The 20,795-nt window shown below is 70.2% G+C and carries 18 protein-coding genes; 10 read left to right on the top strand and 8 right to left on the bottom strand.

From position 1 onward, the window contains the following. Positions 1-60: 60 nt before the first annotated feature. Both J3P36_RS03070 and J3P36_RS03065 read right to left on the bottom strand, forming a co-directional pair. Positions 61-582 (bottom strand): DUF2243 domain-containing protein, encoded by a 522-nt coding sequence (locus J3P36_RS03070; protein WP_210505775.1) that lies wholly within the window; start codon positions 580-582, stop codon positions 61-63. 178 nt (positions 583-760) lie between these two features. After that, positions 761-1,102: a hypothetical protein gene (locus tag J3P36_RS03065; protein WP_210505774.1), complete on the bottom strand. Its 342-nt coding sequence runs from the start codon at positions 1,100-1,102 to the stop codon at positions 761-763. A gap of 252 nt (positions 1,103-1,354) precedes the next feature. Between J3P36_RS03065 and J3P36_RS03060 the strand changes: the two genes are divergently transcribed. The 4 genes from J3P36_RS03060 (at position 1,355) to J3P36_RS03045 (ending at position 5,309) form a co-directional block, all read left to right on the top strand. Further along, positions 1,355-1,777 carry an OsmC family protein gene (locus J3P36_RS03060; RefSeq protein ID WP_210505773.1) on the top strand — a complete coding sequence of 141 codons (423 nt, stop codon included), beginning with the start codon at positions 1,355-1,357 and terminating at the stop codon, positions 1,775-1,777. 4 nt (positions 1,778-1,781) lie between these two features. After that, positions 1,782-2,171 carry a YchJ family metal-binding protein gene (locus J3P36_RS03055; RefSeq protein WP_210505772.1) on the top strand — a complete coding sequence of 130 codons (390 nt, stop codon included), beginning with the start codon at positions 1,782-1,784 and terminating at the stop codon, positions 2,169-2,171. A gap of 152 nt (positions 2,172-2,323) precedes the next feature. Beyond that, positions 2,324-3,754: an APC family permease gene (locus tag J3P36_RS03050; protein ID WP_210505771.1), complete on the top strand. Its 1,431-nt coding sequence runs from the start codon at positions 2,324-2,326 to the stop codon at positions 3,752-3,754. Positions 3,755-4,058: 304 nt separating this feature from the next. Further along, positions 4,059-5,309 (top strand): hypothetical protein, encoded by a 1,251-nt coding sequence (locus tag J3P36_RS03045; RefSeq protein WP_246854119.1) that lies wholly within the window; start codon positions 4,059-4,061, stop codon positions 5,307-5,309. Between the two features lie 96 nt (positions 5,310-5,405). Here J3P36_RS03045 and J3P36_RS03040 read toward each other — a convergent pair whose 3' ends face one another. From J3P36_RS03040 to J3P36_RS03030, 3 genes are all read right to left on the bottom strand, one after another. Next, positions 5,406-6,551, bottom strand: a complete 1,146-nt coding sequence (locus J3P36_RS03040; protein WP_210505769.1) for a glycosyltransferase — start codon at positions 6,549-6,551, stop codon at positions 5,406-5,408. Then, positions 6,541-7,875 (bottom strand): family 1 glycosylhydrolase, encoded by a 1,335-nt coding sequence (locus tag J3P36_RS03035; protein ID WP_210505768.1) that lies wholly within the window; start codon positions 7,873-7,875, stop codon positions 6,541-6,543. The genes J3P36_RS03040 and J3P36_RS03035 overlap by 11 nt, the downstream gene beginning before the upstream one ends. Positions 7,876-8,021: 146 nt before the next feature. Next, positions 8,022-8,702: a DedA family protein gene (locus J3P36_RS03030; protein ID WP_307806928.1), complete on the bottom strand. Its 681-nt coding sequence runs from the start codon at positions 8,700-8,702 to the stop codon at positions 8,022-8,024. 153 nt (positions 8,703-8,855) lie between these two features. Here J3P36_RS03030 and J3P36_RS03025 point away from each other — a divergent pair, with 153 nt between their 5' ends. Next, complete coding sequence (locus J3P36_RS03025; protein ID WP_210505767.1) at positions 8,856-9,212, top strand: YciI family protein; 357 nt, start codon at positions 8,856-8,858, stop codon at positions 9,210-9,212. Beyond that, positions 9,209-10,441 carry an RNA polymerase sigma factor gene (locus J3P36_RS03020; RefSeq protein ID WP_210505766.1) on the top strand — a complete coding sequence of 411 codons (1,233 nt, stop codon included), beginning with the start codon at positions 9,209-9,211 and terminating at the stop codon, positions 10,439-10,441. Before J3P36_RS03025 ends, J3P36_RS03020 begins: the two co-directional genes overlap by 4 nt. 111 nt (positions 10,442-10,552) lie before the next feature. Here the strand turns inward: J3P36_RS03020 and J3P36_RS03015 are convergent, their stop codons facing one another. Then, positions 10,553-10,777 carry a hypothetical protein gene (locus J3P36_RS03015; protein WP_210505765.1) on the bottom strand — a complete coding sequence of 75 codons (225 nt, stop codon included), beginning with the start codon at positions 10,775-10,777 and terminating at the stop codon, positions 10,553-10,555. Positions 10,778-11,074: 297 nt separating this feature from the next. Here J3P36_RS03015 and J3P36_RS03010 point away from each other — a divergent pair, with 297 nt between their 5' ends. Then, positions 11,075-13,156, top strand: a complete 2,082-nt coding sequence (locus J3P36_RS03010; RefSeq protein ID WP_210505764.1) for a type IIA DNA topoisomerase subunit B — start codon at positions 11,075-11,077, stop codon at positions 13,154-13,156. Positions 13,157-13,253: 97 nt separating this feature from the next. Continuing rightward, positions 13,254-15,215, top strand: coding sequence for an ATP-dependent zinc metalloprotease FtsH (ftsH, locus tag J3P36_RS03005; RefSeq protein ID WP_307806927.1), 1,962 nt, complete (start codon positions 13,254-13,256; stop codon positions 15,213-15,215). A 51-nt stretch (positions 15,216-15,266) separates the two neighbouring features. On the opposite strand, the gene J3P36_RS03000 is transcribed toward ftsH, so the two are convergent. Continuing rightward, a complete protein-coding gene (locus J3P36_RS03000; protein WP_210505762.1) occupies positions 15,267-15,968 on the bottom strand; it encodes an aspartate/glutamate racemase family protein in 702 nt (233 codons plus the stop codon). Positions 15,969-16,131: 163 nt separating this feature from the next. Here J3P36_RS03000 and J3P36_RS02995 point away from each other — a divergent pair, with 163 nt between their 5' ends. Both J3P36_RS02995 and J3P36_RS02990 read left to right on the top strand, forming a co-directional pair. Continuing rightward, entirely contained in the window at positions 16,132-16,749 is a 618-nt protein-coding gene (locus J3P36_RS02995; protein ID WP_210505761.1) for a flavodoxin family protein, read from the top strand. 95 nt (positions 16,750-16,844) lie between these two features. Beyond that, positions 16,845-18,179 (top strand): phosphoribosyltransferase family protein, encoded by a 1,335-nt coding sequence (locus J3P36_RS02990; protein ID WP_210505760.1) that lies wholly within the window; start codon positions 16,845-16,847, stop codon positions 18,177-18,179. Between the two features lie 165 nt (positions 18,180-18,344). On the opposite strand, the gene J3P36_RS02985 is transcribed toward J3P36_RS02990, so the two are convergent. Then, positions 18,345-20,795, bottom strand: a complete 2,451-nt coding sequence (locus J3P36_RS02985) for a DNA topoisomerase IV subunit A (protein ID WP_307806926.1) — start codon at positions 20,793-20,795, stop codon at positions 18,345-18,347.

The raw sequence follows: 20,795 nt of genomic DNA, 5'->3' as shown, positions 1-20,795 counted from the left end.
CTGAGGACGACTCGCGACGGTGTGCGGGGTGGCGCGTGTCCGCACGCCCCGCAGGAGACGCTAGGCGCGGGCCGCGCGCCGCTCGAGCACGCGCAGTCCCCGCCGATGCAGCAGCCAGCCGCCGGCGATCAGCAGGACGCCGAACACGAGGAAGCCGATGTCCCACGAGAGCGGGCCGCCGAGGTCGTCCCGCACGTGGTGGACACCGAGGATCTGGTGGTTGATCAGGCCCTCGACGAGGTTGAAGATGCCCCAGCCGGCGAGCACGAGCCCGAAGTGGAAGCTCCAGTTCGGGGCGAGCCGGCCCTGCCGCCACGCGACCAGGGTCGTGATCGAGCCGGCGAGCACGAACAGCCACGTGACGATGTGGAAGAAGCCGTCGGCGAGCGTGTTCACCTCGAGTCCGGCGAGCGTGTCAGGAGGGAACTCGTGCACGTCGCTCACCATGTGGTGCCACTGCAGGATCTGGTGCAGGACGATCCCGTCGATGAAGCCGCCGAAGCCGAGTCCGTAGAGCAGACCGGACGCCTTCGACGGAGGCTTCGCTGCTGACGCACGGGCAGGGGAGGAGGCGGACACCATGCGGCGACGGTACCGGTGCCGCTACGGCCTGTCGACGCGGTGTCGGAAGGCCCTGGGAGGGGCGTATGGTGCTCCGCCTGCTCGCCCCCGCCGGCAGCGCATCGCCGGCTCCTCCGGTGCAGGGCGGACCTCCTCCCGACGTGATCCCCCGGGGGTAGGAGGCCGCGCGCTGCACGCGCTAGGCGCGCCCCTTCGCCCTGTTGTCCGAGAGTCCCGTCACGACGTAGCCCTCGGCGCCCCAGTGCTTGTCGGAGCCCTGGCTCGGCCGGAACTGCTTGACGCAGAGGTAGCCGTCGCCGTTGGCGTCCACCACCGTGGACAGCTCGTCCTCGATCTGCTCGCGCTCGGCCGTCGTGTAGATGCGCCAGTCGATCACGGCGATCGCCTGCTCCACCGTTCGCAGGTCGTGTCCGGCGCCGCAGCCGGCGACAGGCGCCGCGATCGCCGACTGTGCGGCGGTGAGCGAGAGCCCGGTCAGCATGAGCCCCGCCGCCACGGCGGCCAGTCCTCTTCTCCGCATGGATCGTCCCTTTCATCGGGTTCCGGCGGCATCGGGAGCCGCCCGATGGCCGCACAAGCTACGCCCGCCCGTGGCGCCGCCTCTAGGGGAGCGTCCCCCTGTCATCCCCGCGCTCTTCAGTTGGGGCCACTGCGGGGTGGGCGGCGACGCATCCGTCCCGCCTCGACGGCGCGAGGCAGCGGTGTGACGAGCAGCCCTGGCTGGGGCGCGGGCAGATGGCCATCATGACGGGGATCCGAGGAGGGGAGCACGATGCGCATCACCGCCGGCATCCGCAACAGTCTCGAGGGGCACACCGCGACCGTCAGCACGCAGGGGCGGGACCGGGAGGTGCCGATCCCGCCGAGATCAGAGGGACGGGGCTCGGCGGTGAACGGGGGAGAGCTGCTCTTCCTCGCCCTCGCCACCTGCTACGGGAACGACGTGTACCGCGAAGCCGCCGCCGCCGGCATCCCCATCGACGCGGTCGAGGTCACCGTCGAGGGCGAGTTCGGCGGGCCCGGGGATCCGGCGCACGGCATCACGTACCGGGTGGTCGTGACCTCCCCGGCCGAGACCGACGTCGTTCGTGAGCTGCTGCGCCGCACCGACGGTCTCGCCGAGATCCAGAACACGCTGCGGGTGGGGACGCCGGTGATCCTCGACTCGGTGGAGGTCCGGACACCGGCAGGATGAGCGGGTGTCCGAACGCGCCTCGTGCCCCTGCGGCAGCCGCCTGCCGTACGACGACTGCTGCCGCCCTTTCCACGACGGCGCGTCGGCCCCGACGGCGGTGCAGCTGATGCGGTCGCGCTTCAGCGCCTACGCGCTCGGCCTGGTCGAGCACGTGAGCCGGACCTGGGATCCGGGGACGCGGCCGGAACCGCTCGACCTCGACGACGGCATCACCTGGCGCCGGCTCCAGATCGTCGACACTGCCCGCGGCGGACAGGACGACACGGAGGGCGTCGTCGAGTTCCGCGCTTCCTACCGGACGGAGGAGGGGGCCGGTCTGCTGCACGAGCGCAGCCGGTTCCGCCGCGACGGCGACCGGTGGCTCTACGTCGACGGCGTCGTGCTGCAGAACTGAGAGCTTGCTGTTAAGGCATCCGCGGGTGCGGAGTCAAGCCGACGACGGGGGCTCGCGTACCGCGAAGGGCTGAGAGCAGACTGTGGGCGCGTCCGGATCAGGGCACGCACGCGCCGACAAGGCGGGAGCACTCAAGCCGTAAGGGGATCGAGATGGCCGTCAGCGACAAGCCGGTGCAGGGCACCCACGAGTTGAAGAGGGTGCTCGGTCCGAAGCTCCTGCTCCTCTTCATCATCGGCGACATCCTCGGCACCGGGATCTACGCCCTCACCGGTCAGGTCGCCGCCGAGGTCGGCGGGGCGGCGTGGCTGCCGTTCATCATCGCCTTCACCGTCGCGCTCATCACCGCCTGCTCCTACCTGGAGCTTGTGACCAAGTACCCGCAGGCGGCCGGCGCCGCGCTGTACGCGCACAAGGCGTTCGGCATCCATTTCGTCACGTTCCTCGTCGCCTTCACCGTGATGTCCTCCGGCATCACCTCCGCCTCTGCAGCGTCCGGCGCATTCGCCAGCAACTTCATGATCGGGTTCGGGCTGGGCGAGGCGCAGGGGACGCGGCTGCTCATCGCGATCGTCTTCATCCTGCTGATCGCGGCGGTGAACCTCCGTGGCGTCGCCGAGAGCGTCGGCCTCAACGTGCTGCTCACCTGCATCGAGCTGTCGGGCCTGCTGCTCGTGATCCTGATCGGCATGTTCGCGATCTTCGGCGGCCAGGCGGACTGGTCGCGGGTGGTCGCCTTCGAGACGCCCGAGGAGAAGAACGTGATCCTCGCGGTCAGCACCGCCACCTCGCTCGCGTTCTTCGCGATGGTGGGCTTCGAGGACTCCGTCAACATGGCGGAGGAGACGAAGGATCCGAGCCGCATCTTCCCGCGCATCATGCTGACCGGCCTCGGCATCACGGGTCTCGTGTACGTGCTCGTCTCGATCGTCGCCGTGGCGCTGGTGCCCGTCGGTGAGCTGGCCGGCAACGACACCCCGCTCGTGACGGTGGTGCAGACCGCGGCGCCGGGCTTCCCGATCAACACGCTGCTGCCGTTCATCTCGCTCTTCGCGGTGGCGAACACGGCCCTGCTCAACATGATGATGGCGAGCCGCCTGCTCTACGGGATGAGCCGCCAGGTGGTGCTCCCGCCGTTCCTGTCGAAGGTCCTGCCCGGACGCAGGACGCCGTGGGCGGCGATCGTCTTCACCACGGCCATCGCGCTCGCGCTCATCACCTACCTCTCGCTCGACCCGCAGGGCCCGGTCGCGCTCCTGCTCGGCGGCACCACGTCGCTGCTGCTCCTCGCCGTGTTCGGGGTCGTCAACGCGTCGGTGCTCGTCCTCCGCCGGCAGCCGGTGGGACACGACCACTTCACCACCCCGACGTTCCTGCCGGTCATCGGCGTCATCGTGTGCCTCTACCTCGTGCTGCCCTGGACGTCTGGCCGGCCGATCGAGCAGTACGGGATCGCGGGTGCGCTTCTCGCGCTCGGGATCATCCTGTGGGCGGTCACGTTCTTCCACCGCCGCAACACCGGCTACCACATGACCGGTCCCATCCCGACGATCGACGAGCGCCGGGAGGCCGGCACCCACTGACGCGGCGCGACACCAGGACCGCACAAGAGGCGGGCACCGGATCGGTGCCCGCCTCTTGGTGCATCGCGGAGATCTGTCGTCCCCTCGGCACCTGAACTGGGGGCCGGACCGCTCGGTTCTTCGTATGTCGAATACCAACCGCACCGCAGCCGCTGATATAGCGTGATTAGCCTTGCGCAATCATTTTGGGGGGACGAAGTTGTCAGAAGAAAGCGCGTGGAATGCAGCGCGCCTTATCCCGACGTCGGGAATCAACGGGGCGGAGGAGCAGGAGCGTCGTGCCACGTCAGCTCTGCTCGCGGTTATGTCTTCTGTGCGAGAGTTCGGGCGTACCCTGACCGGGCCTCTCGGCGCGCCGGCGGGTCATCTTGAAACCTTCATCGAGGTGCCCTTCGCTCTCGGCGACAAGAAGGTGTTCCCGGACGGCCTTATCCGCGCACGCCGTGGTGCCAAGACTTGGACGGCCCTGGTGGAGGTCAAGACCGGCACCAATCAGCTGGCCGCGGAGCAACTCGAGAACTACCTCGATGTTGCTCGCGAGCACGGCTTCGACGCGCTCATCACCATCTCGAACGAGATCCCGGCGGCCACAGGGCTCCACCCGACCGTTGTCGACAAGCGGAAGCTTCGGAAGGTGGCCCTACACCACTGGTCCTGGACCGAGGTGGTGACCCAGGCGGTCATGCAGAAGGAGTACCGAGGAGTGGCGGACCCCGATCAGGCTTGGATTCTCGGGGAGCTGATTCGCTACCTCGAGCACCCCAGGTCGGGTGCGCTGTCCTTCGATGACATGGGGCCGAACTGGGTTGCAGTCCGAGATGCCGTGACTGCAGGAACCCTGCGGGGAAACGACAAGGCTGCCAGCGAAGTTGTCGCGCGATTCGACGCTCTGATTCGATTCGCGTGTCTTCAACTCGGTCGTCGACTCGGAACCGAGGTCACGCCCGCCCTGACTCGTCAGGAAGCCGCTGATCCTGCCGTCCGAAATGCCTCTCTCGTTGCTTCGCTCGTCAACGAGGGATGCATGAGAGCCGCCATTCGAATCCCGAACGCTGTGTCACCGCTGTCGATCGAGGCGGACCTTCGGGCGTCTCGGCTCACCTGCTCCTTCGATGTGGAAGCGCCGAAGGAAGGACGCGCGACGACCAGGGTCAACTGGCTCCTGAGGCAGCTGAAGGATGCCCCTGAGAGTCTTCGCGTCGAGGCGTATGCCGCGCGTGTGCGTGGGGGAGCGGCGGAGCTCCTGCGTGACGTCCGCGAGAATCCCGCGAAACTAGTTTCCGACCCCACCAAGGAGCTTCGCTCCTTCCGAATTGCGCAGATCCACTCGATGGGCGGCAAGCGAGGAGTCGGCCGCGGTGGTTTCATCGATTCGCTACTTCAGGCGGTCGACACGAGCTACGCCGACATCGGGCAACGACTCAAGTCGTGGGCTGCTGCTCCGCCTCGTATGCGGTCGGTTGAGGAAATCGAGGTAGAGCCGGGCGTGCAGGAGGACCTTCCCTCCGCGGCTCTCTCGTCGCAGGACGACGAGCTGAGCGTCCACAGCGCCTGAGAAGATTCAGCTCACTGTCCGTAGGGCCATCAATGAGCAGGAGAGGCGGGCACCGGATCCGGTGCCCGCCTCTTCGTGGTCGCGAGAGATCGACGCCTACGCCGTGGCCTCGGCGGCCTCCTCCGCCGCGGGCACAGTGGGGATCCCGGAGCGGGTGAACAGCTGCTCCTCCATGCCCGCAGCGATGCCGTTCCAGTCGTGGCGGTCGAGGAGCTGGCGCACCTTGCGGGTGACGGCGGCGCCGGCGCGGCCGCGGAGCCGCTCGCAGGCGGCCGCGAAGCCGAGCGCGTCGTCCTGCAGGTCGACGACGTGCCCGAAGTCCGACACCACGTCGGGGACCCTGGTCGACACGATCGGCAGGCCCGCGGCCAGGTACTCGAGCGTCTTCGTGGGGCTGATCGACCGGGTCGCCTCGTTGAGGGCGAACGGCATGAGCGCGACGTCCAGCTCGGCCATGTGGCCGGGCAGCGCCGAGTAGGGCTGCATGCCGTAGTAGTGGATGTTCGGCGCCTGCGGCAGGGTCGCCGGGTCGATCTTGATGACCGGGCCGATCATGCGGATGTCCCACTCGGGTGCGGCCGCGGCCAGCTCGGCGATGAGCTCGAGATCGAGCCGCTCGTCCAGCACCCCCACGTACCCGGCGGCGGGCCGGCCCGTGTTCGGCTTCCGGTGCAGCGCCGCGTCCTCGTAATCGCTGGTGGAGACGCCGCTCGGGATGAGGTGGGCGTCCGTCCGGCCCTGCTTCACGACCGAGCGGTGCAGCGAGCGGCCGCCGGCGAACACGACGTCCGCGCGGCGGAGGGCCTGACGCTGCCGGACGACCAGCTCGGGAGCGGCGTCCTTGAAGGCGGCGAGGTCGTCCATCACGTCGTAGACCAGCGTGGTCGGCTGCAGAGCGAGCGCCGCCTCGAGCGCGAGCGGCGTGTAGATCCACACCACCCGCTCGCCCTGGGGCGGTCCCACGAGCTCCGGGAGCTGGGCGATGTAGTCGGGGAGGACCTCGTCGAAGAAGCCGACGTGGCGGCCCTGCTCCGGGATCTCCAGCCACACACGGGTGATCCCGTCCACCTCCTCGGAGGCGAGACGGTTCTCCGGGACTTCGACCCCTGCCGGCGTCATCGGCTCCTCGACGAACCAGGTTCGCCGGAAGGGATTGGTACTGAGGCGCGAGACGATCTGCTGGGGGCGCTGCCACACCCAGTCCCAGCGCAGGTGCGAGAGGACGATCAGTTCAGTTCGCATCGACGACCCTCAATTCCATGGTTCGTGTTGTCAGGGGAAGGTTGTGGCCGCGGTTGCCCGGAGGGCCCGGCTGCCAGTTCCAGTGCGCCATCTGCGGCAGGTAGCCGCGCAGCCGGGTTGCGACCGGCTCGGCGAACTCGAAGGCGGGCAGTCGTGAGGAGGGCACGCCGCGCGCGGCGGACGCGTACGAGTCCGACATGACGGACCCGTGCCGGGTCAGCGTCTCGTCGAGCCAGTACACGCCGACCGGATCGACGTTGCCCTCACAGCGATAGAGGAGCGAATCCCAGTCGGTGGAGTCGATGAACGGGAACCAGCAGAGTCCCTCCAGCGGGACGCCGCGGTCGCGCGCCGTCTCGCACTGTTCGAGCACGTACTTGAGCCAGGTGGCGCGGTCGGTGGTGTGACCGCGGACGTTCGTCTCGGTGATCATGCAGGGGACGCCGTAGCGCTGCCAGTACTGCTCGATCTGATCGGCCAGGGGGAGCGGGTTCGGGCTCGGGGCTGAGCCGCCGCCCTCCCCGAAGCTCCACTGGCAGTGCGCGTAGTAGTCGAGACCGAGCACGTCGACCACGCCGGGCTCGATGCCCTGCAGCCGCTCGCCGCCGACCGCGGTGAGCTCCCGGCCGAGGATGCTCTCGCGGTCGTAGCCGCGCCCGAGGAAGGCGTCGATCACGAGGAAGCGCCGCTCGTTCGCGTACTCGGCGTAGCCGCGCCCGCTCTCATCGGTGCCGGTGTGGTGCTCGCAGGTGTCCACCCAGACGTGCCGCGCATTCGGCAGCAGCTCGCGGTAGAGGCGGCTCGCCTGGGCCATCGCGGGCAGGACGTTCGCGAGCAGGTCGACGAAGCCGTCGAGCCCCGACCGATAGGGCGGCCAGATCGCCTCGTGACCGCTGAGGAACAGGGTCGAGAACGGCTCGTTGAAGAGTGTGTACTCCTCGACGTCGGGGTAGCGCCGCGCGAACGCCTCGGCGTAGCGCAGGTAGGCGGAGGGGAAGCGGTCGTCGGCGAAACCGTCGGTGATCCATGCCGGGTAGCTGGTGTGATGCACCAGGTCGACGATCGGGCGCATTCCGATCGCGCGGAGGTGGGCGAGGATCTCGTCTGTCTCGCTCCAGTCGAAGTGCCCGGGTGTGGCCTCGATGCGGTGCCACCGGATCGGGTAGCGGAGTCTCTTCACCCCGCTCTGGGCGAGCAGTGCCAGATCCTCGCGCCAGCGGACGTCGTGCTCGGTCGTCTCGAAGATGTCCCGGTCGTGCGAGGGCATGTAGGTGCTCTCGAAGGCGCCGATGATCTCGATCGGTCGGCTGTCCGCTGGTGTCAAAGCGATCTCCCTTCGTGGTCGCCCCCTGCAGGGCGCAGAAGATCCCGACCACTTCCGGCGGGTGGATTGCTCAGACTATGGCGAAGCGGGAGCCCTGTCGCCTGCTTGCCAAGCCCCCGGATGGGGCGCTACGGGGGCGCGAGCCGTCAGGAGGCCGCCGCCCCCGCCGCGGCGACCCGAGCCGCTCGATCCCGCCGCCAGGCGCGGACGCCGGCGATCACGGAGGCGAGGATGGCGGCCGCAGCGATGCCGTACGCGATCGGGCGGACCTGGGGCGACGTCGCCGCGAAGTAGCCGAGGACGGTGATGGCGACGCCCCAGCTGAGCGCGCCGACGAGGTTCGCGCTCGCGAAGCGGAGGGCCGGCATGCGTCCGACGCCCGCGATGACCGGGATGAAGACGCGCGCCCAAGGCACGTACCGGGCGATGACGACCGACCACCAGCCGAAGAGGGTGTAGAACCGCTCGGTCCGGGCGACCGCCCGCTGCACCCGCGGGCCGCCCCGGCTGTCGAGGTAGGGGCGGCCCAGCCTGCGGCCCAGCCAGAAGCCGACCTGGTCGCCGGCGAAGGCGGCGATCGCGACGCCGATCGCGAGGATCCGGATGTCGAGCACCTCCGACCCGGCGGTCAGGATCCCGGCCGCGAAGAGCAGCGAGTCGCCCGTCACGAACGGCACGAACGCGCCGACGAACAGGGCTGTGCCGGCGAACACGAGCCCCCAGACCACGAGGTAGAACGCCACAGCGCCCGCCGCTTCCAGCACGCCGTCGAGCCCCTCGCCGACGGAGCTCGAGGCGAGCGCAGAGCTGATGGATGTGCTGTTCACGGAGCCTTCGCCGCCGTCGGAAGGGGAGGGGGATTCCCGGGCAGACTATCGGCACCCGAAAAAGATCTCTCCGCGGTCGTGTCGATTTCAGTGGTCGTCGTTCGTATAGACGGTGAGAGCCGGGAAGGTCCGGCCGAGGACGAGGAGAACACCATGACCCAGTACCTGCTCAACCTGATCCAGCCGGTCGGCGAGGTCCCGCCGCCCGAGTTCCTGGAGCCGGTGATGCGCAAGCTCGGCGAGCTGAACAGCGAGATGGACGCCTCAGGGGCGTTCCTCTTCACGGGCGGGCTGCACCAGCCCGAGACGTCCACCGTGGTCCGGCCGCGCGAGGGGCATGATGCCCTCATCACGGACGGCCCCTACGTGGAGGCGAAGGAGTTCATCGGCGGTCTCTGGGTGATCCGCGCGGACGACCTCGACGGGGCCCTGCGGTGGGGCCGCCGGGTCACCGAGGTCACCGGCCTTCCCGTCGAGGTGCGGCCGCTCGCCTTCAGCTCCCTGCCGTGAGCGCTTCCGGCGAGGTCGAGCGCGTCTTCCGGGAGGAGTACGGCCGCGCTGTCGCCGTGCTGACCCGGATCTTTCGCGACCTCGACCTCGCCGAGGACGCCGTGCAGGACGCGTTCACGGTCGCCCTCCGCCGCTGGCCGGTGGACGGGCTGCCGCCCAGCCCTGCGGGCTGGATCCTCACGACCGCGCGCAACCGCGGCATCGACCGCCTCCGTCGTGAGGCGGCCGGGACGGGCAAGGAGGCCGAGGCCGAGCTGCTCCGGTCCATCCAGGCGGACGACGAGATCCCCGAGGAGGGCGCCGTGGCCGATGAGCGACTCCGGCTGCTGTTCACCTGCTGCCATCCGGCGCTCGCGCGCCCCGCCCAGGTGGCGCTCACCCTCCGGCTGCTGGGCGGCCTCACCACCCCGGAGATCGCCCGGGCGTTCCTCGTTCCCGAGCCGACGATGGCTCAGCGGATCGTGCGCGCCAAGTCGAAGATCCGCGCCGCCAACATCCCGTACCGGGTGCCCGAGGACGCGGACCTGCCCGACCGACTGGGCGGCGTGCTCGCGGTGATCTACCTGATCTTCAACGAGGGCTACCTGGCGACCTCGGGGGAGCGGCTCGTCCGGGAGGAGCTGTGCCGCGAGGCCATCCGCCTGGCGCGGCTCGTGGTGCGCCTGATGCCCGATGAGCCGGAGGCGCAGGGCCTGCTCGCCCTGCTCCTCCTCACCGACGCCCGCCGGCCGGCGCGGTCGGGGCCGCACGGCGATCTCGTGCCGCTCGCAGACCAGGACCGCTCGCTCTGGACCAGGGCGGGGATCGTCGAGGGGCAGTCGATCGTGCGCGAGTGCCTGCGCCGCGGCCGGCCGGGCCCGTACCAGGTGCAGGCGGCGATCGCGGCCGTGCACAGCACCGCGCCCTCCGCGGAGGCGACCGACTGGCGGCAGATCGTCCAGCTCTACGACCTCCTGCGCGTACTCGCCCCGAGTGCCGTCGTCGAGCTCAACCGCGCGGTCGCCGTCGCGGAGGTCGACGGCGCGGCGGCGGGACTCGCGCTCATGGATGCGGCGCCGGCACCGGGGTATGCGCCCTACCACTCGGTGCGGGCCGACCTGCTGCGCCGCCTGGGGCGCAATGGCGAGGCGGTCGCTGCGTACGAGGCGGCGCTGGCCCTCACCGACAACGAGGTGGAGCGCCGCCTGCTGACCCGCCGCCGGGCAGAGGTCGCAGCACCCGGCGCTTGAGACGCCGGCCTTCGACCCGCTCCTCGATGACCGGGTGGTGGATGGAAGCAGGCCCTTAACCGCATCGAGCCGCCCGCGGTGCGGACGGCTCGATGCGAAGCTGAAGGGGGATCAGGACTTGTTGTCCTGAGTGAGTCGGCTCGACTCGTCGTGCCAGCTGCGGGCGACGCTCGAAAGCTTCTCCTGGTACTTCTTGCCGTGGTGGGCGCAGAACAGCAGCTCGCCGCTGCCCAGCTCCACCCGGATGTAGGCCTGCGCCCCGCAGCTGTCGCAGCGGTCGAGCGCGGTCAGTTCGTACGAAGGAGCTTCCAGGGCGTCTGACGTGATGTTCGACATGTGTGCTGCTCCTTGAGTGTCCGGTGCGTCACTGGGTTCAACAATGAAAGCACGGTGTTGTTCCGCTCTCGGTCACAGCCTCGCACCGTTTCGCTGTGCGCGTACGAGATCGTTACAGGATCGACTTTTCGCGGTGCGGAGAGGATCCTCCTCGCTGTTCGCCCCGGCGTCCAGCCCGCGAACGGGGCGCGACCGGGGCTGCGGTCCCGCTCCCTGCGCCCGGCCGCGGTCGCCCGATACCGCCGCCGCGCCTCCCACCTGACCGGGAGTGTCGGAACCGCCGCTTACCCTGGCCAGGTGGCACAGGATTACTCGGCTCGGCATCTCTCCGTCCTCGAAGGGCTGGAGGCCGTCCGCAAGCGTCCCGGCATGTACATCGGGTCGACCGACTCCCGCGGTCTCATGCACTGCCTGTGGGAGATCATCGACAACTCGGTCGACGAGGCTCTCGCGGGTCACGGCGACTCGATCGACGTCGTGCTGCACTCCGACGGCAGCGTCGAGGTGCGCGACCGCGCCCGCGGCATCCCGGTCGACACCGAGCCGAAGACCGGCCTGACGGGCGTCGAGGTCGTCTTCACCAAGCTGCATGCGGGCGGCAAGTTCGGCAGCGGCTCCTACGCGGCGTCCGGCGGACTGCACGGCGTCGGCGCCTCCGTCGTCAACGCCCTCTCCGAGCGTCTCGACGTCGAGGTCGACCGCAACGGCAAGACCTACGCCATGTCCTTCCACCGCGGCGAACCGGGCACCTTCGCCGACAAGGGCGCACCGTCGCCCGACGCCGCCTTCACCCCGTTCGTCTCCGGCAGCGAGCTACGGGTCGTGGGCAAGGTCGCGAAGGGCGTCACCGGCACCCGAGTCCGTTACTGGGCCGACCGGCAGATCTTCTCCCGCGACGCCACCTTCTCACTCGAGGACCTGGTCGCACGCGCTCGGCAGACGGCCTTCCTCGTGCCGGGCCTCGGCATCGCCATCCAGGACGAGCGCGGCGGGGAGCCGGCCACCGAGAGCTTCCGCTACGAGGGCGGCATCGGCGAGTTCGTCGACTTCCTCGCCCCCGACGGAGCGGTCACCGACACGTGGCGCCTCACCGGCACCGGCACGTTCACCGAGACGGTGCCGGTGCTGCAGGAGAACGGCCACATGGTGCCGACGGAGGTCGACCGCGAGTGCCAGGTCGACCTCGCGCTCCGCTGGGGCATCGGCTACGACACCACGTTCCGGAGCTACGTCAACATCATCGCGACGCCGAAGGGCGGCTCGCACCAGGCCGGCTTCGAGCAGGGCCTGCTGAAGGTGCTGCGCACCCAGATCGAGCAGAACGCGCGCAAGCTGAAGGTCGGTGCGAACGAGAAGATCGAGAAGGACGACGTCCTCGCCGGTCTGACCGCGGTGCTCACCGTCCGGCTGCCCGAGCCGCAGTTCGAGGGCCAGACCAAGGAGGTCCTCGGCACCCCCGCCGTGCGCGGCATCGTCTCGTCGGTGGTGGCGAAGACGCTCGGCGAGAAGTTCTCCTCCACGAAGCGCGAGGACAAGACCCAGGCGTCGATGCTCCTCGACAAGGTCGTCTCCGAGATGAAGGCGCGCATCTCCGCTCGCACCCACAAGGAGACGCAGCGCCGCAAGAACGCGCTCGAGTCCTCCTCGCTGCCGGCGAAGCTCGTCGACTGTCGCAGCAACGACGTCGGCAACAGCGAGTTGTTCATCGTCGAGGGCGACTCCGCGCTCGGCACGGCCAAGCTCGCCCGCGACAGCGAGTACCAGGCGCTGCTGCCCATTCGAGGCAAGATCCTCAACGTCCAGAAGGCGTCGATCAGCGACATGCTGAGCAACAGCGAGTGCGCCTCGATCATCCAGGTGATCGGCGCGGGGTCCGGCCGCACCTTCGACCTCGACCTCGCCCGCTACGGGAAGGTGATCCTGATGAGCGACGCCGACGTGGACGGCGCGCACATCCGCACCCTGCTGCTGACCCTGTTCTTCCGCTACATGCGCCCGCTCATCGAGGAGGGCCGCGTGTTCGCCGCCGTTCCGCCGCTGCACCGCGTCGTGGTGAAGAACCCGGGCAGCAAGCCGAACGAGACGATCTACACCTACTCGGAGCAGGAGCTCCAGGGGCTGCTCGCACAGCTGAAGCGCGAGAAGCGCAGCTACGTCGACCCGATCCAGCGCTACAAGGGGCTGGGCGAGATGGACGCGGACCAGCTCGCGCTCACCACGATGGACAAGCGCCACCGGATGCTCCGCCGGGTGCGGGTCTCCGACGCCGCTGCGGCCGAGCGGGTCTTCGAGCTGCTCATGGGCAACGACGTCGCGCCCCGCAAGGAGTTCATCATCGACGGCTCACGGGACCTCGACCGCGACAAGATCGACGCCTGACCGGCGGTCCCGAGGGGACCAGAGGCTTCGCATCCCGTGCTGACGCCTTCCTAGAATCCTGCCATCGGCACTTCCGTTGCGTAGGAGGCGGACAGAGGTGAGCAGCGATACGAGCTCCGGCGAGCGGCGGCCGCCGGAGGGCCGCGAAGGTGAGCAGCCGGACCCACAGGGGCGGCCGTGGCGGACCGAGGGTCTCCAGCCGACGAAGGAGACGCCGCCGAAGCGGCCGAACTGGTGGCTGACCGCGCTCTGGGTGGGCTTGGCGTACTTCCTGACCTTCGGGCTGTTCACCGCGCAGGACACGATGGCCGGCGCTCCCGCTGTCCCGTACACCGAGTTCACGCGGCAGGTGGAGCGCAACAACGTGGAGGAGGTGTTCTCCCGTGGAGATTCGATCCAGGGAGTGCTGCGCAACGAGGCGCCCCTGCCCGGCGACAGCGGGGGAACATACTCCAGCTTCACGACCGAGCGCCCGACCTTCGCCCAGGACGACCTCCTCGCCGAGTTGGCGGCCAATGGATCCACAGTCCGCGCGACGCCCGTCCTTCAGGAGCGAGGCCTGTTCTGGAACCTCCTGCTGTCGCTCGGGCCGATCCTGCTGCTCATCGGCTTCTACTGGTGGATGCTCCGCCGCCAGCAGGGGATGGGCGCCCTGTTCGGCGGAGGCGGCCGGAGGAAGCCGGTGGATCCGGAGAGTGTCCGCGTCACCTTCGGCGATGTGGCCGGGATCGACGAGGTCGAGGCGGAGATCGCCGAAGTGGTCGACTTCCTCAAGGACCCGGACAAGTACCGGCGCCTCGGTGCGCGCGCGCCGAAGGGGATCCTCCTCGCCGGCCCTCCGGGAACCGGCAAGACACTGCTCGCCCGGGCGACTGCGGGCGAGGCGGGCGTCCCCTTCTTCTCGGCCAGCGCATCCGAGTTCATCGAGATGATCGTCGGCGTGGGAGCGAGCCGCGTGCGCGAGCTGTTCGGCGAGGCCCGCAAGGTGGCGCCGGCGATCATCTTCATCGACGAGATCGACACCATCGGACGGGCGCGTGGCGGTGCCCGTGCCGTCGGCGGTCACGACGAGCGAGAGCAGACCCTGAACCAGATCCTGACCGAGATGGACGGCTTCTCGGGTTCGGAAGGGGTAGTCGTTCTCGCCGCCACCAACCGTCCGGACGTGCTCGACCCCGCCCTGCTTCGTCCTGGACGCTTCGATCGCACGATCACGGTGCACGCGCCCGATCAGAGGGGCCGAGAGCAGATCCTGGCCGTGCACACCCGGGGCAAGCCGCTCGGGCGCGACGTCGATCTCGGCCGCCTCGCCAGCGCAACGCCGGGCATGACCGGGGCTGAGCTCGCCAACCTGGTGAACGAGGCGGCTTTCGCCGCCGCCCGGCGCGGGCAGCCCCAGATCCTCCAGCGTGACCTGCTCGACGCGCTGGAGAAGATCCAGCTGGGGACCGCCCGGACCATCGTCATGCCCGAAGAGGAGCGTCGGCGGACGGCCTATCACGAGGCCGGCCACGCGCTGCTCGGCATCCTGCAGCCGGGAGCGGACCCCGTGCGCAAGGTCTCGATCATTCCGCGCGGGCGAGCACTCGGTGTGACGCTCTCCACGCCGGACACGGACCGGTATGGGTACGAGGCCTCCTACCTGCGGGGCCGGATCATCGGGGCGCTCGGAGGCATGGCGGCCGAAGCGGAGGTCCTGAAAGCGGTCACGACCGGCGCCGAGAACGACCTGGAGACGGCGACCGGGGTCGCGCGCGGCATGGTGGGACGCTGGGGGATGTCCGAGACCGTCGGGCCGGTCTCCGTGCTGCCACGCGAGGGCGACCCGCGCGCGGCGGGAGTCTCGGACCTGATGCTGGCGAAGGTCGACGAAGAGGTTCGCCGGCTGATCGAGGAGTGCTACGTGGACGCCCGTCGGCTCATCCGCGAGCATCGCAGCCAGCTGGACGCGATCGCGGCCGCGCTGCTCGAGCGCGAAACCCTCGACGAGATCGACGTGTACGCCGCTGCCGGAGTGCCGCGGCGAAGCGGGCCGGAGCATCAGACCGTCCACGGCTGAGAGGCGCCGAGCGCAGCCGCGTCCCGGCGGTGGGGACGAGAGGCCGCCGCGTCAGCCGGCGGTTGACGCCAGCGCGGCCGCCACTGCGGCCTCGGAGTGCAGGCGCGTGGTCGGGAAGGCCGGGACGGCGACGTCCTCCTGCCGTAGGAGCAGCTCGATCTCCGTGCAGCCGAGGATGACGCCCTCGGCGCCCCGTTCCACGAGCCGGTCGACGACGCCCTGATACGCGGCGCGTGACTCCTCGCGGACGATGCCGAGGCAAAGCTCCTCGTAGATCACGCGGTGGATGAGCTCACGGTCCTCGGCCTCGGGGACGATGACTTCGAGACCGTGCGATGACAGGCGGTCGCGGTAGAACGACTGCTCCATCGTGAAGGCCGTGCCCAGCAGGCCGACCTTCGTCACCCCCTCCGCGAGCACGGCGCGGGCAGTGGTGTCGCCGAGATGCAGCAGAGGAACGGCGACCGCATCCTCGATCGCGGAGGCCACCTTGTGCATCGTGTTGGTGCAGAGCACGAGGAAGTCGGCGCCGGCCGACTCGAGGCTGCGCGCGACGTCCGCCAGGAGCCGGCCCGCCTCATCCCACCGGCCCTCGGACTGCATCGCCTCGACCTCCGCGAAGTCGACCGAGTAGAGCACGCACCTCGCTGAGGAGAGGCCTCCCACCCGCTCGCGCACCAGTTCGTTGACGAGCCGGTAGTACTCGCTGCTGCTCTCCCAGCTCATGCCGCCGATCAGCCCTATCGTCTTCATCCGGTGACCTCCGTCGGCGAGTCTTCCAGCCGGGCCGTAGTCCGGGTGGACGGCGGTGGCTGATTCAACCGCCCTGCAATGGTGCGCGCGTCAACCCCCTGCCGGCTCCCAGCCGCTTCCGGAGCCGAGTCCGGAAAAGTGGCAGAGAACAGGAAGGAAACCCATGGAGCCGAACCTCACCGCCGTCTGCCTCGTGTGCACGCTCAAGCCCTCGCCCGCCGAGTCGAGCAGTGACCTGCTCGGCGGCCAGCTCATGGCCGCCCTCGCCGCGGAGGGGGTGGCCGGCACCACCGTTCGCGTCGTCGATCACGACGTCAAGCCCGGAGTCGAGGCGGACATGGGGGACGGCGACGAGTGGCCCGCCATCCGCGAGAAGGTGCAGGCGGCCGACATCCTCGTGATCGCGACGCCGACGTGGATGGGCCACATGACGAGCGTCGCCCAGCGGGTGCTCGAGCGGCTCGACGCCGAGCTGTCCGAGAAGGACGACCTGGGCCGGCCCTCGATGTTCGACAAGGTCGCCGTCGCCGCCATCGTCGGCAATGAGGACGGGGCGCACCAGATCACGGCCGAGCTGTTCCAGGCGCTCAACGACATCGGCTTCACCATCCCCGCCCAGGGCGTCACCTACTGGAACGGCGAGGCGATGGGCAGCGTCGACTACAAGGACCTCGAGGAGACGCCCGAGAAGGTCGACTCGACCACCAAGTCGGTCGCCAAGTTCGCGGCGCACGTCGCCCGGACGCTTCGGATCGCGCCGCTGCCCGCACCCGTGGAGTAGGCGACCGGCCGGCGACGCATGCCGCAACGCGGGACCTTCGTCCCGGAGAACCGACGAATCCTCGGTGAGCCTGGAACGGACCCCCAGGAGGATGCATGCAGGACCTGTCGCGCGCCGCGCGCTTCGCTGACCGCAACGACGCCGGCCGCCGGCTCGCCCGAGAGCTCGAGAAGCTCGCCGGCGAGAACCCCCTGGTTCTGGGACTCTCGATGGGAGGAGTGCCCGTCGCCGCCGAGATCGCGCGGGCTCTCGGCGCGCCGCTCGACGTGGCCGTCACCCGGCGCCTCCGGGTGCCGCGTCACCCGGAAGTCGCCATGGGCGCGATCGCGGAGGACGGCACCCGCGTGCTCAACTCGCCCGTGTTCCTCCGCGAGCTCGTCACCCCGCTCGACCTGGCCCTCGCGACCCGCCGCGAGCGAGCCGTTCTCGCCGACCACACCGTGCGCCTGCGCGGCGGCCGGCCGCACCTCGACATAGCAGGCCGCACGGTGATCGTCGTCGACGACGGCCTGACGAGCGGTGTCAGCGCCGAGGCCGCCTGCGCGATGGCGCGGGGGATGGGCGCGGCGCGCGTCGTGCTCGCCGTTCCGATCGCGACACCAGAAGGGCTGCGGCTCGTGCACAGCGCGGACGAGACCGTCAGCCTGGAGGTGCCGAAGGAGCTCGCCGAGGTGCGGGACGCCTACCGGGACTATCCGGACGTCGGCGAGGACGAGGTCCGCGAACTGCTCGAGCGGGCGGCGCCCGTGAGCGCCGGTGAGGACCCGGAAGGCGGCGAGGACGTCCTCATCCCGGCCGGGCACGTCGTGCTGCGGGGGCGCTTCCGGCTGCCCGCCGGCGCCCGTGCTGTCGTGGTGTTCGCGCGCGGCAGCGGCTCCGGCCGCACCAGCCCGCGGAACCGGATGGTCGCGTCGGTGCTCGAGCGCGCCGGCATCGGCACCCTCCTTCTCGACCTGCTGACGCCCGCCGAGGAGGGCGACCGGCACGCCGTGTTCGACGTCCCGATGCTCTCGCAGCGGCTGCAGGCGGCGACGGCCTGGGTGCGCCGCCGCCCGGACGCAGCGGGCGCGGCGATCGGCTACTTCGGGGCCAGCACAGGTGCGGGCGCCGCCCTGTGCGCCGCCGCGGCGGACCCGACGATCGCGGCCGTCGTCTCGCGCGGCGGGCGCCCGGACCTCGCGGGCGAGCGACTCGGCTACGTCCGCTGCCCCGTGCTGCTCATCGTCGGCGGCCGCGACCCGGAGGTGCTGGGGCTCAACCGGAGCGCCCGGGATGCGCTGGCGGGGGAGGCGGCTCTCGAGGTCGTCCCCAACGCGACGCACCTGTTCGAGGAGCCGGGCGCGCTCGACCAGGTCGCAGCCCTGGCCCGCGACTGGTTCACCGAGCGGCTGGGGGCGAGCTCCCGTCGGCCGCAGCCCGCCATGTCCTGACCCCGCCGGCTCTCAGCCTCCGCCGTCGGCAGGACTTTCTGCGGTCAGCAGGAGTTTCTGCGGCGCAATGTCCTGCCGACAGCAGAAAGTCCTGCCAGAGGCGGAGACGCCGATACGACATCCGGCAACCGGGAACGGTTGCCGGATGTCGCGGCTGTTGCCGGATCAGGCGCCGAGCGCGGAGCCGATCGAGCCGATGAGGCCCTCGAGCGGAGTGCCGGAGGCGTCCCGGCGCGCGCCGAGCTCGGGCAGCGTGCGCGCCGAGCCGTCGGGACCGACGGCGAGGGCCGGATCGGTGCCGACCCAGGCGAGGGCGAGGCTGTCCTCGCCCTTGAGGAACGAGTGGGCGCGGACTCCGCCGGTCGCGCGGCCCTTCGCCGGGAAGTCGACGAAGAGCGACACCTTGGCGCGGCCGGGATCGGTGCCTTCCAGGGTGGCGGCTCCGGTCGAGATGGTGGCGACCACCGCGTGCTCCGGCTTCGCGACGGCGCCGAAGAAGACGACGCGCGCGCCCTGGCCCAGGTTGATGCCCGCCATGCCGCCGGCCGCCGCGCCCTGGGGGCGGACGAGGGACGCGGCGAAGTGCAGCAGCTGCGCCTCCGAGCTCACGAACACGAGCTCGGCGTCGTCGGAGCACTGGGTGGCGCCGATCACCTCGTCGCCCGGCTTGAGGGCGATCACCTCGAAGTCGGGGCGGTTCGGGTAGGCGCCGGTCGCGACGCGCTTGACCACGCCGTCCTTCGTGCCGAGGGCGATCGGCTGGTCCGATGTCAGCGACACCAGCGCGACGACCTTCTCGCCCTTCCCGAGCGCGAGGTAGTCGCGGATGCGGGCGCCCGCGCCCAGCTGGATCGAGTTCGCGGGCACCGACGGCAGGTCGACGGGCGTGAACCGGATGACGCGGCCCGCGCTCGTCAGCGCCCCGAGCTCGCCGCGGCTGGTGCCGGCGACCTGCGAGAGCAGGGCGTCGTGCTTGCTGCGGCGGGTGGGGCGCGCGAGCTCGGCGCCGTCCGGCACGTCGATGCGGACGGCACGGCCCGTGGTCGACAGGGCGACGACGCACGGCACGTCGGCGATCTCGAGGGAGGCGGCGGCCTTCTTGCCGCGCGCGCTGCCGGCCAGTGACGGCGGCGCCTCGGTGAGGAGGGTGCGCCGCGGCGTGCCGTACTTCTCCGCGGTGGCCTCCAGCTCCTCGCTGACGACCTCGCGGATGCGCTGCTCGCTGCCGAGCAGCGCCTCGAGGTACGCGATCTCCTCGCGGAGGGCGTCGCGCTCCGCCTCGAGCTCGATCCGGGAGAACCGGGTCAGGCGGCGCAGGCGCAGCTCGAGGATGTACTCGGCCTGGATCTGGTCGAGGTCGAAGACGTCGATGAGGCGGGTGCGCGCCTGTTCGCTGTCGTCGCTCGACCGGATGACCTGGATCACCTCGTCGATGTCGAGGATCGCGACGAGGAGGCCCTCGACGAGGTGCAGGCGCTCCCGCCGGCGGTCGAGGCGATAGCGGGTGCGCCGGGTGACCACCTCGACGCGGTGGCCGACGTAGACGCGGAGCAGCTCGAGGAGCCCGAGGGTGCGGGGCCCGCCGTCGACGAGCGCAACGTTGTTGATGCCCATCGACTCCTCGAGGGGCGTGAGCCGGTACAGCTGCTCGAGCACCGCCTCGGGGCTGAAGCCGGTCTTGATGCCGATGACGAGCCGCAGGCCGTTCTTGCGGTCGGTCAGATCGTTGACGTCCGAGATGCCCTGGATCTTCTTGGCGTTGACGCCGTCCTTGATCTTCTCGATGACCCGCTCGGGCCCGACGAGGTAGGGCAGCTCGGTGACGACCAGGCCGACCTTGCGCGCGGTGAGGTTCTCGATCGAGACGCGCGCCCGGGTGCGGAAGGTGCCCCGCCCGGTGGCGTACGCGTCGCGGATGCCGTCGAGACCCGAGATGGTGCCGCCCGCGGGCAGGTCGGGCCCGGGGATGAACCGCATGATGTCCTCGAGCGAGGCATCCGGGTTGTCGATCAGGTGCCGGGCGCCGGCGACGACCTCGATGAGGTTGTGGGGCGGCATGTTGGTGGCCATGCCGACCGCGATCCCGCTCGCTCCGTTGACGAGGAGGTTCGGGAACGCGGAGGGCAGCACCTCCGGCTGGGTGAGCTGGTTGTCGTAGTTGGGGACGAAGTCGACGACGTCTTCGTCCAGGTCCTCGACCATCGCCATCGCGGCGGGCGCGAGCCGCGCCTCCGTGTAGCGGGAGGCGGCGGGGCCGTCGTCGAGTGAGCCGAAGTTGCCGTGCCCGTCGATGAGGGGCAGGCGCATGGTGAAGGGCTGCGCGAGGCGCACGAGAGCGTCGTAGATGGCGGAGTCGCCGTGCGGGTGCAGCTTGCCCATCACCTCGCCGACGACGCGCGCGCTCTTCACATGACCACGATCCGGGCGGAGGCCCATCTCGCTCATCATGTAGAGGATGCGCCGCTGCACGGGCTTCAACCCGTCGCGGGCGTCCGGGAGCGCCCGGGAGTAGATGACCGAGTAGGCGTACTCGAGGAAGGACCCCTGCATCTCCGAGGAGACGTCGACGTCCTCGATCCGCTCGGCCCCGCTCGGGGGCACCTCGGTGCTGGTCAC

Origin of the sequence: Naasia sp. SYSU D00057 (assembly GCF_017916505.1) — a bacterium.
Taxonomy (GTDB): Bacteria; Actinomycetota; Actinomycetes; order Actinomycetales; family Microbacteriaceae; genus Naasia.
The sequence above is the reverse complement of the archived record's forward strand: the minus strand, read 5'-3'. Positions and strand labels throughout refer to the sequence as shown.

Coding starts and splice junctions, on each gene's coding strand:
- J3P36_RS03070 (WP_210505775.1), bottom strand. CDS start 582: ATGGTGTCCGCCTCCTCCCCTGCCCGTGCGTCAGCAGCGAAGCCTCCG.
- J3P36_RS02995 (WP_210505761.1), top strand. CDS start 16,132: ATGGAGCCGAACCTCACCGCCGTCTGCCTCGTGTGCACGCTCAAGCCC.
- J3P36_RS03015 (WP_210505765.1), bottom strand. CDS start 10,777: ATGTCGAACATCACGTCAGACGCCCTGGAAGCTCCTTCGTACGAACTG.
- J3P36_RS02990 (WP_210505760.1), top strand. CDS start 16,845: ATGCAGGACCTGTCGCGCGCCGCGCGCTTCGCTGACCGCAACGACGCC.
- J3P36_RS03060 (WP_210505773.1), top strand. CDS start 1,355: ATGCGCATCACCGCCGGCATCCGCAACAGTCTCGAGGGGCACACCGCG.
- J3P36_RS03000 (WP_210505762.1), bottom strand. CDS start 15,968: ATGAAGACGATAGGGCTGATCGGCGGCATGAGCTGGGAGAGCAGCAGC.
- J3P36_RS03040 (WP_210505769.1), bottom strand. CDS start 6,551: ATGCGAACTGAACTGATCGTCCTCTCGCACCTGCGCTGGGACTGGGTG.
- J3P36_RS03025 (WP_210505767.1), top strand. CDS start 8,856: ATGACCCAGTACCTGCTCAACCTGATCCAGCCGGTCGGCGAGGTCCCG.
- J3P36_RS03050 (WP_210505771.1), top strand. CDS start 2,324: ATGGCCGTCAGCGACAAGCCGGTGCAGGGCACCCACGAGTTGAAGAGG.
- J3P36_RS03045 (WP_246854119.1), top strand. CDS start 4,059: ATGTCTTCTGTGCGAGAGTTCGGGCGTACCCTGACCGGGCCTCTCGGC.
- J3P36_RS03065 (WP_210505774.1), bottom strand. CDS start 1,102: ATGCGGAGAAGAGGACTGGCCGCCGTGGCGGCGGGGCTCATGCTGACC.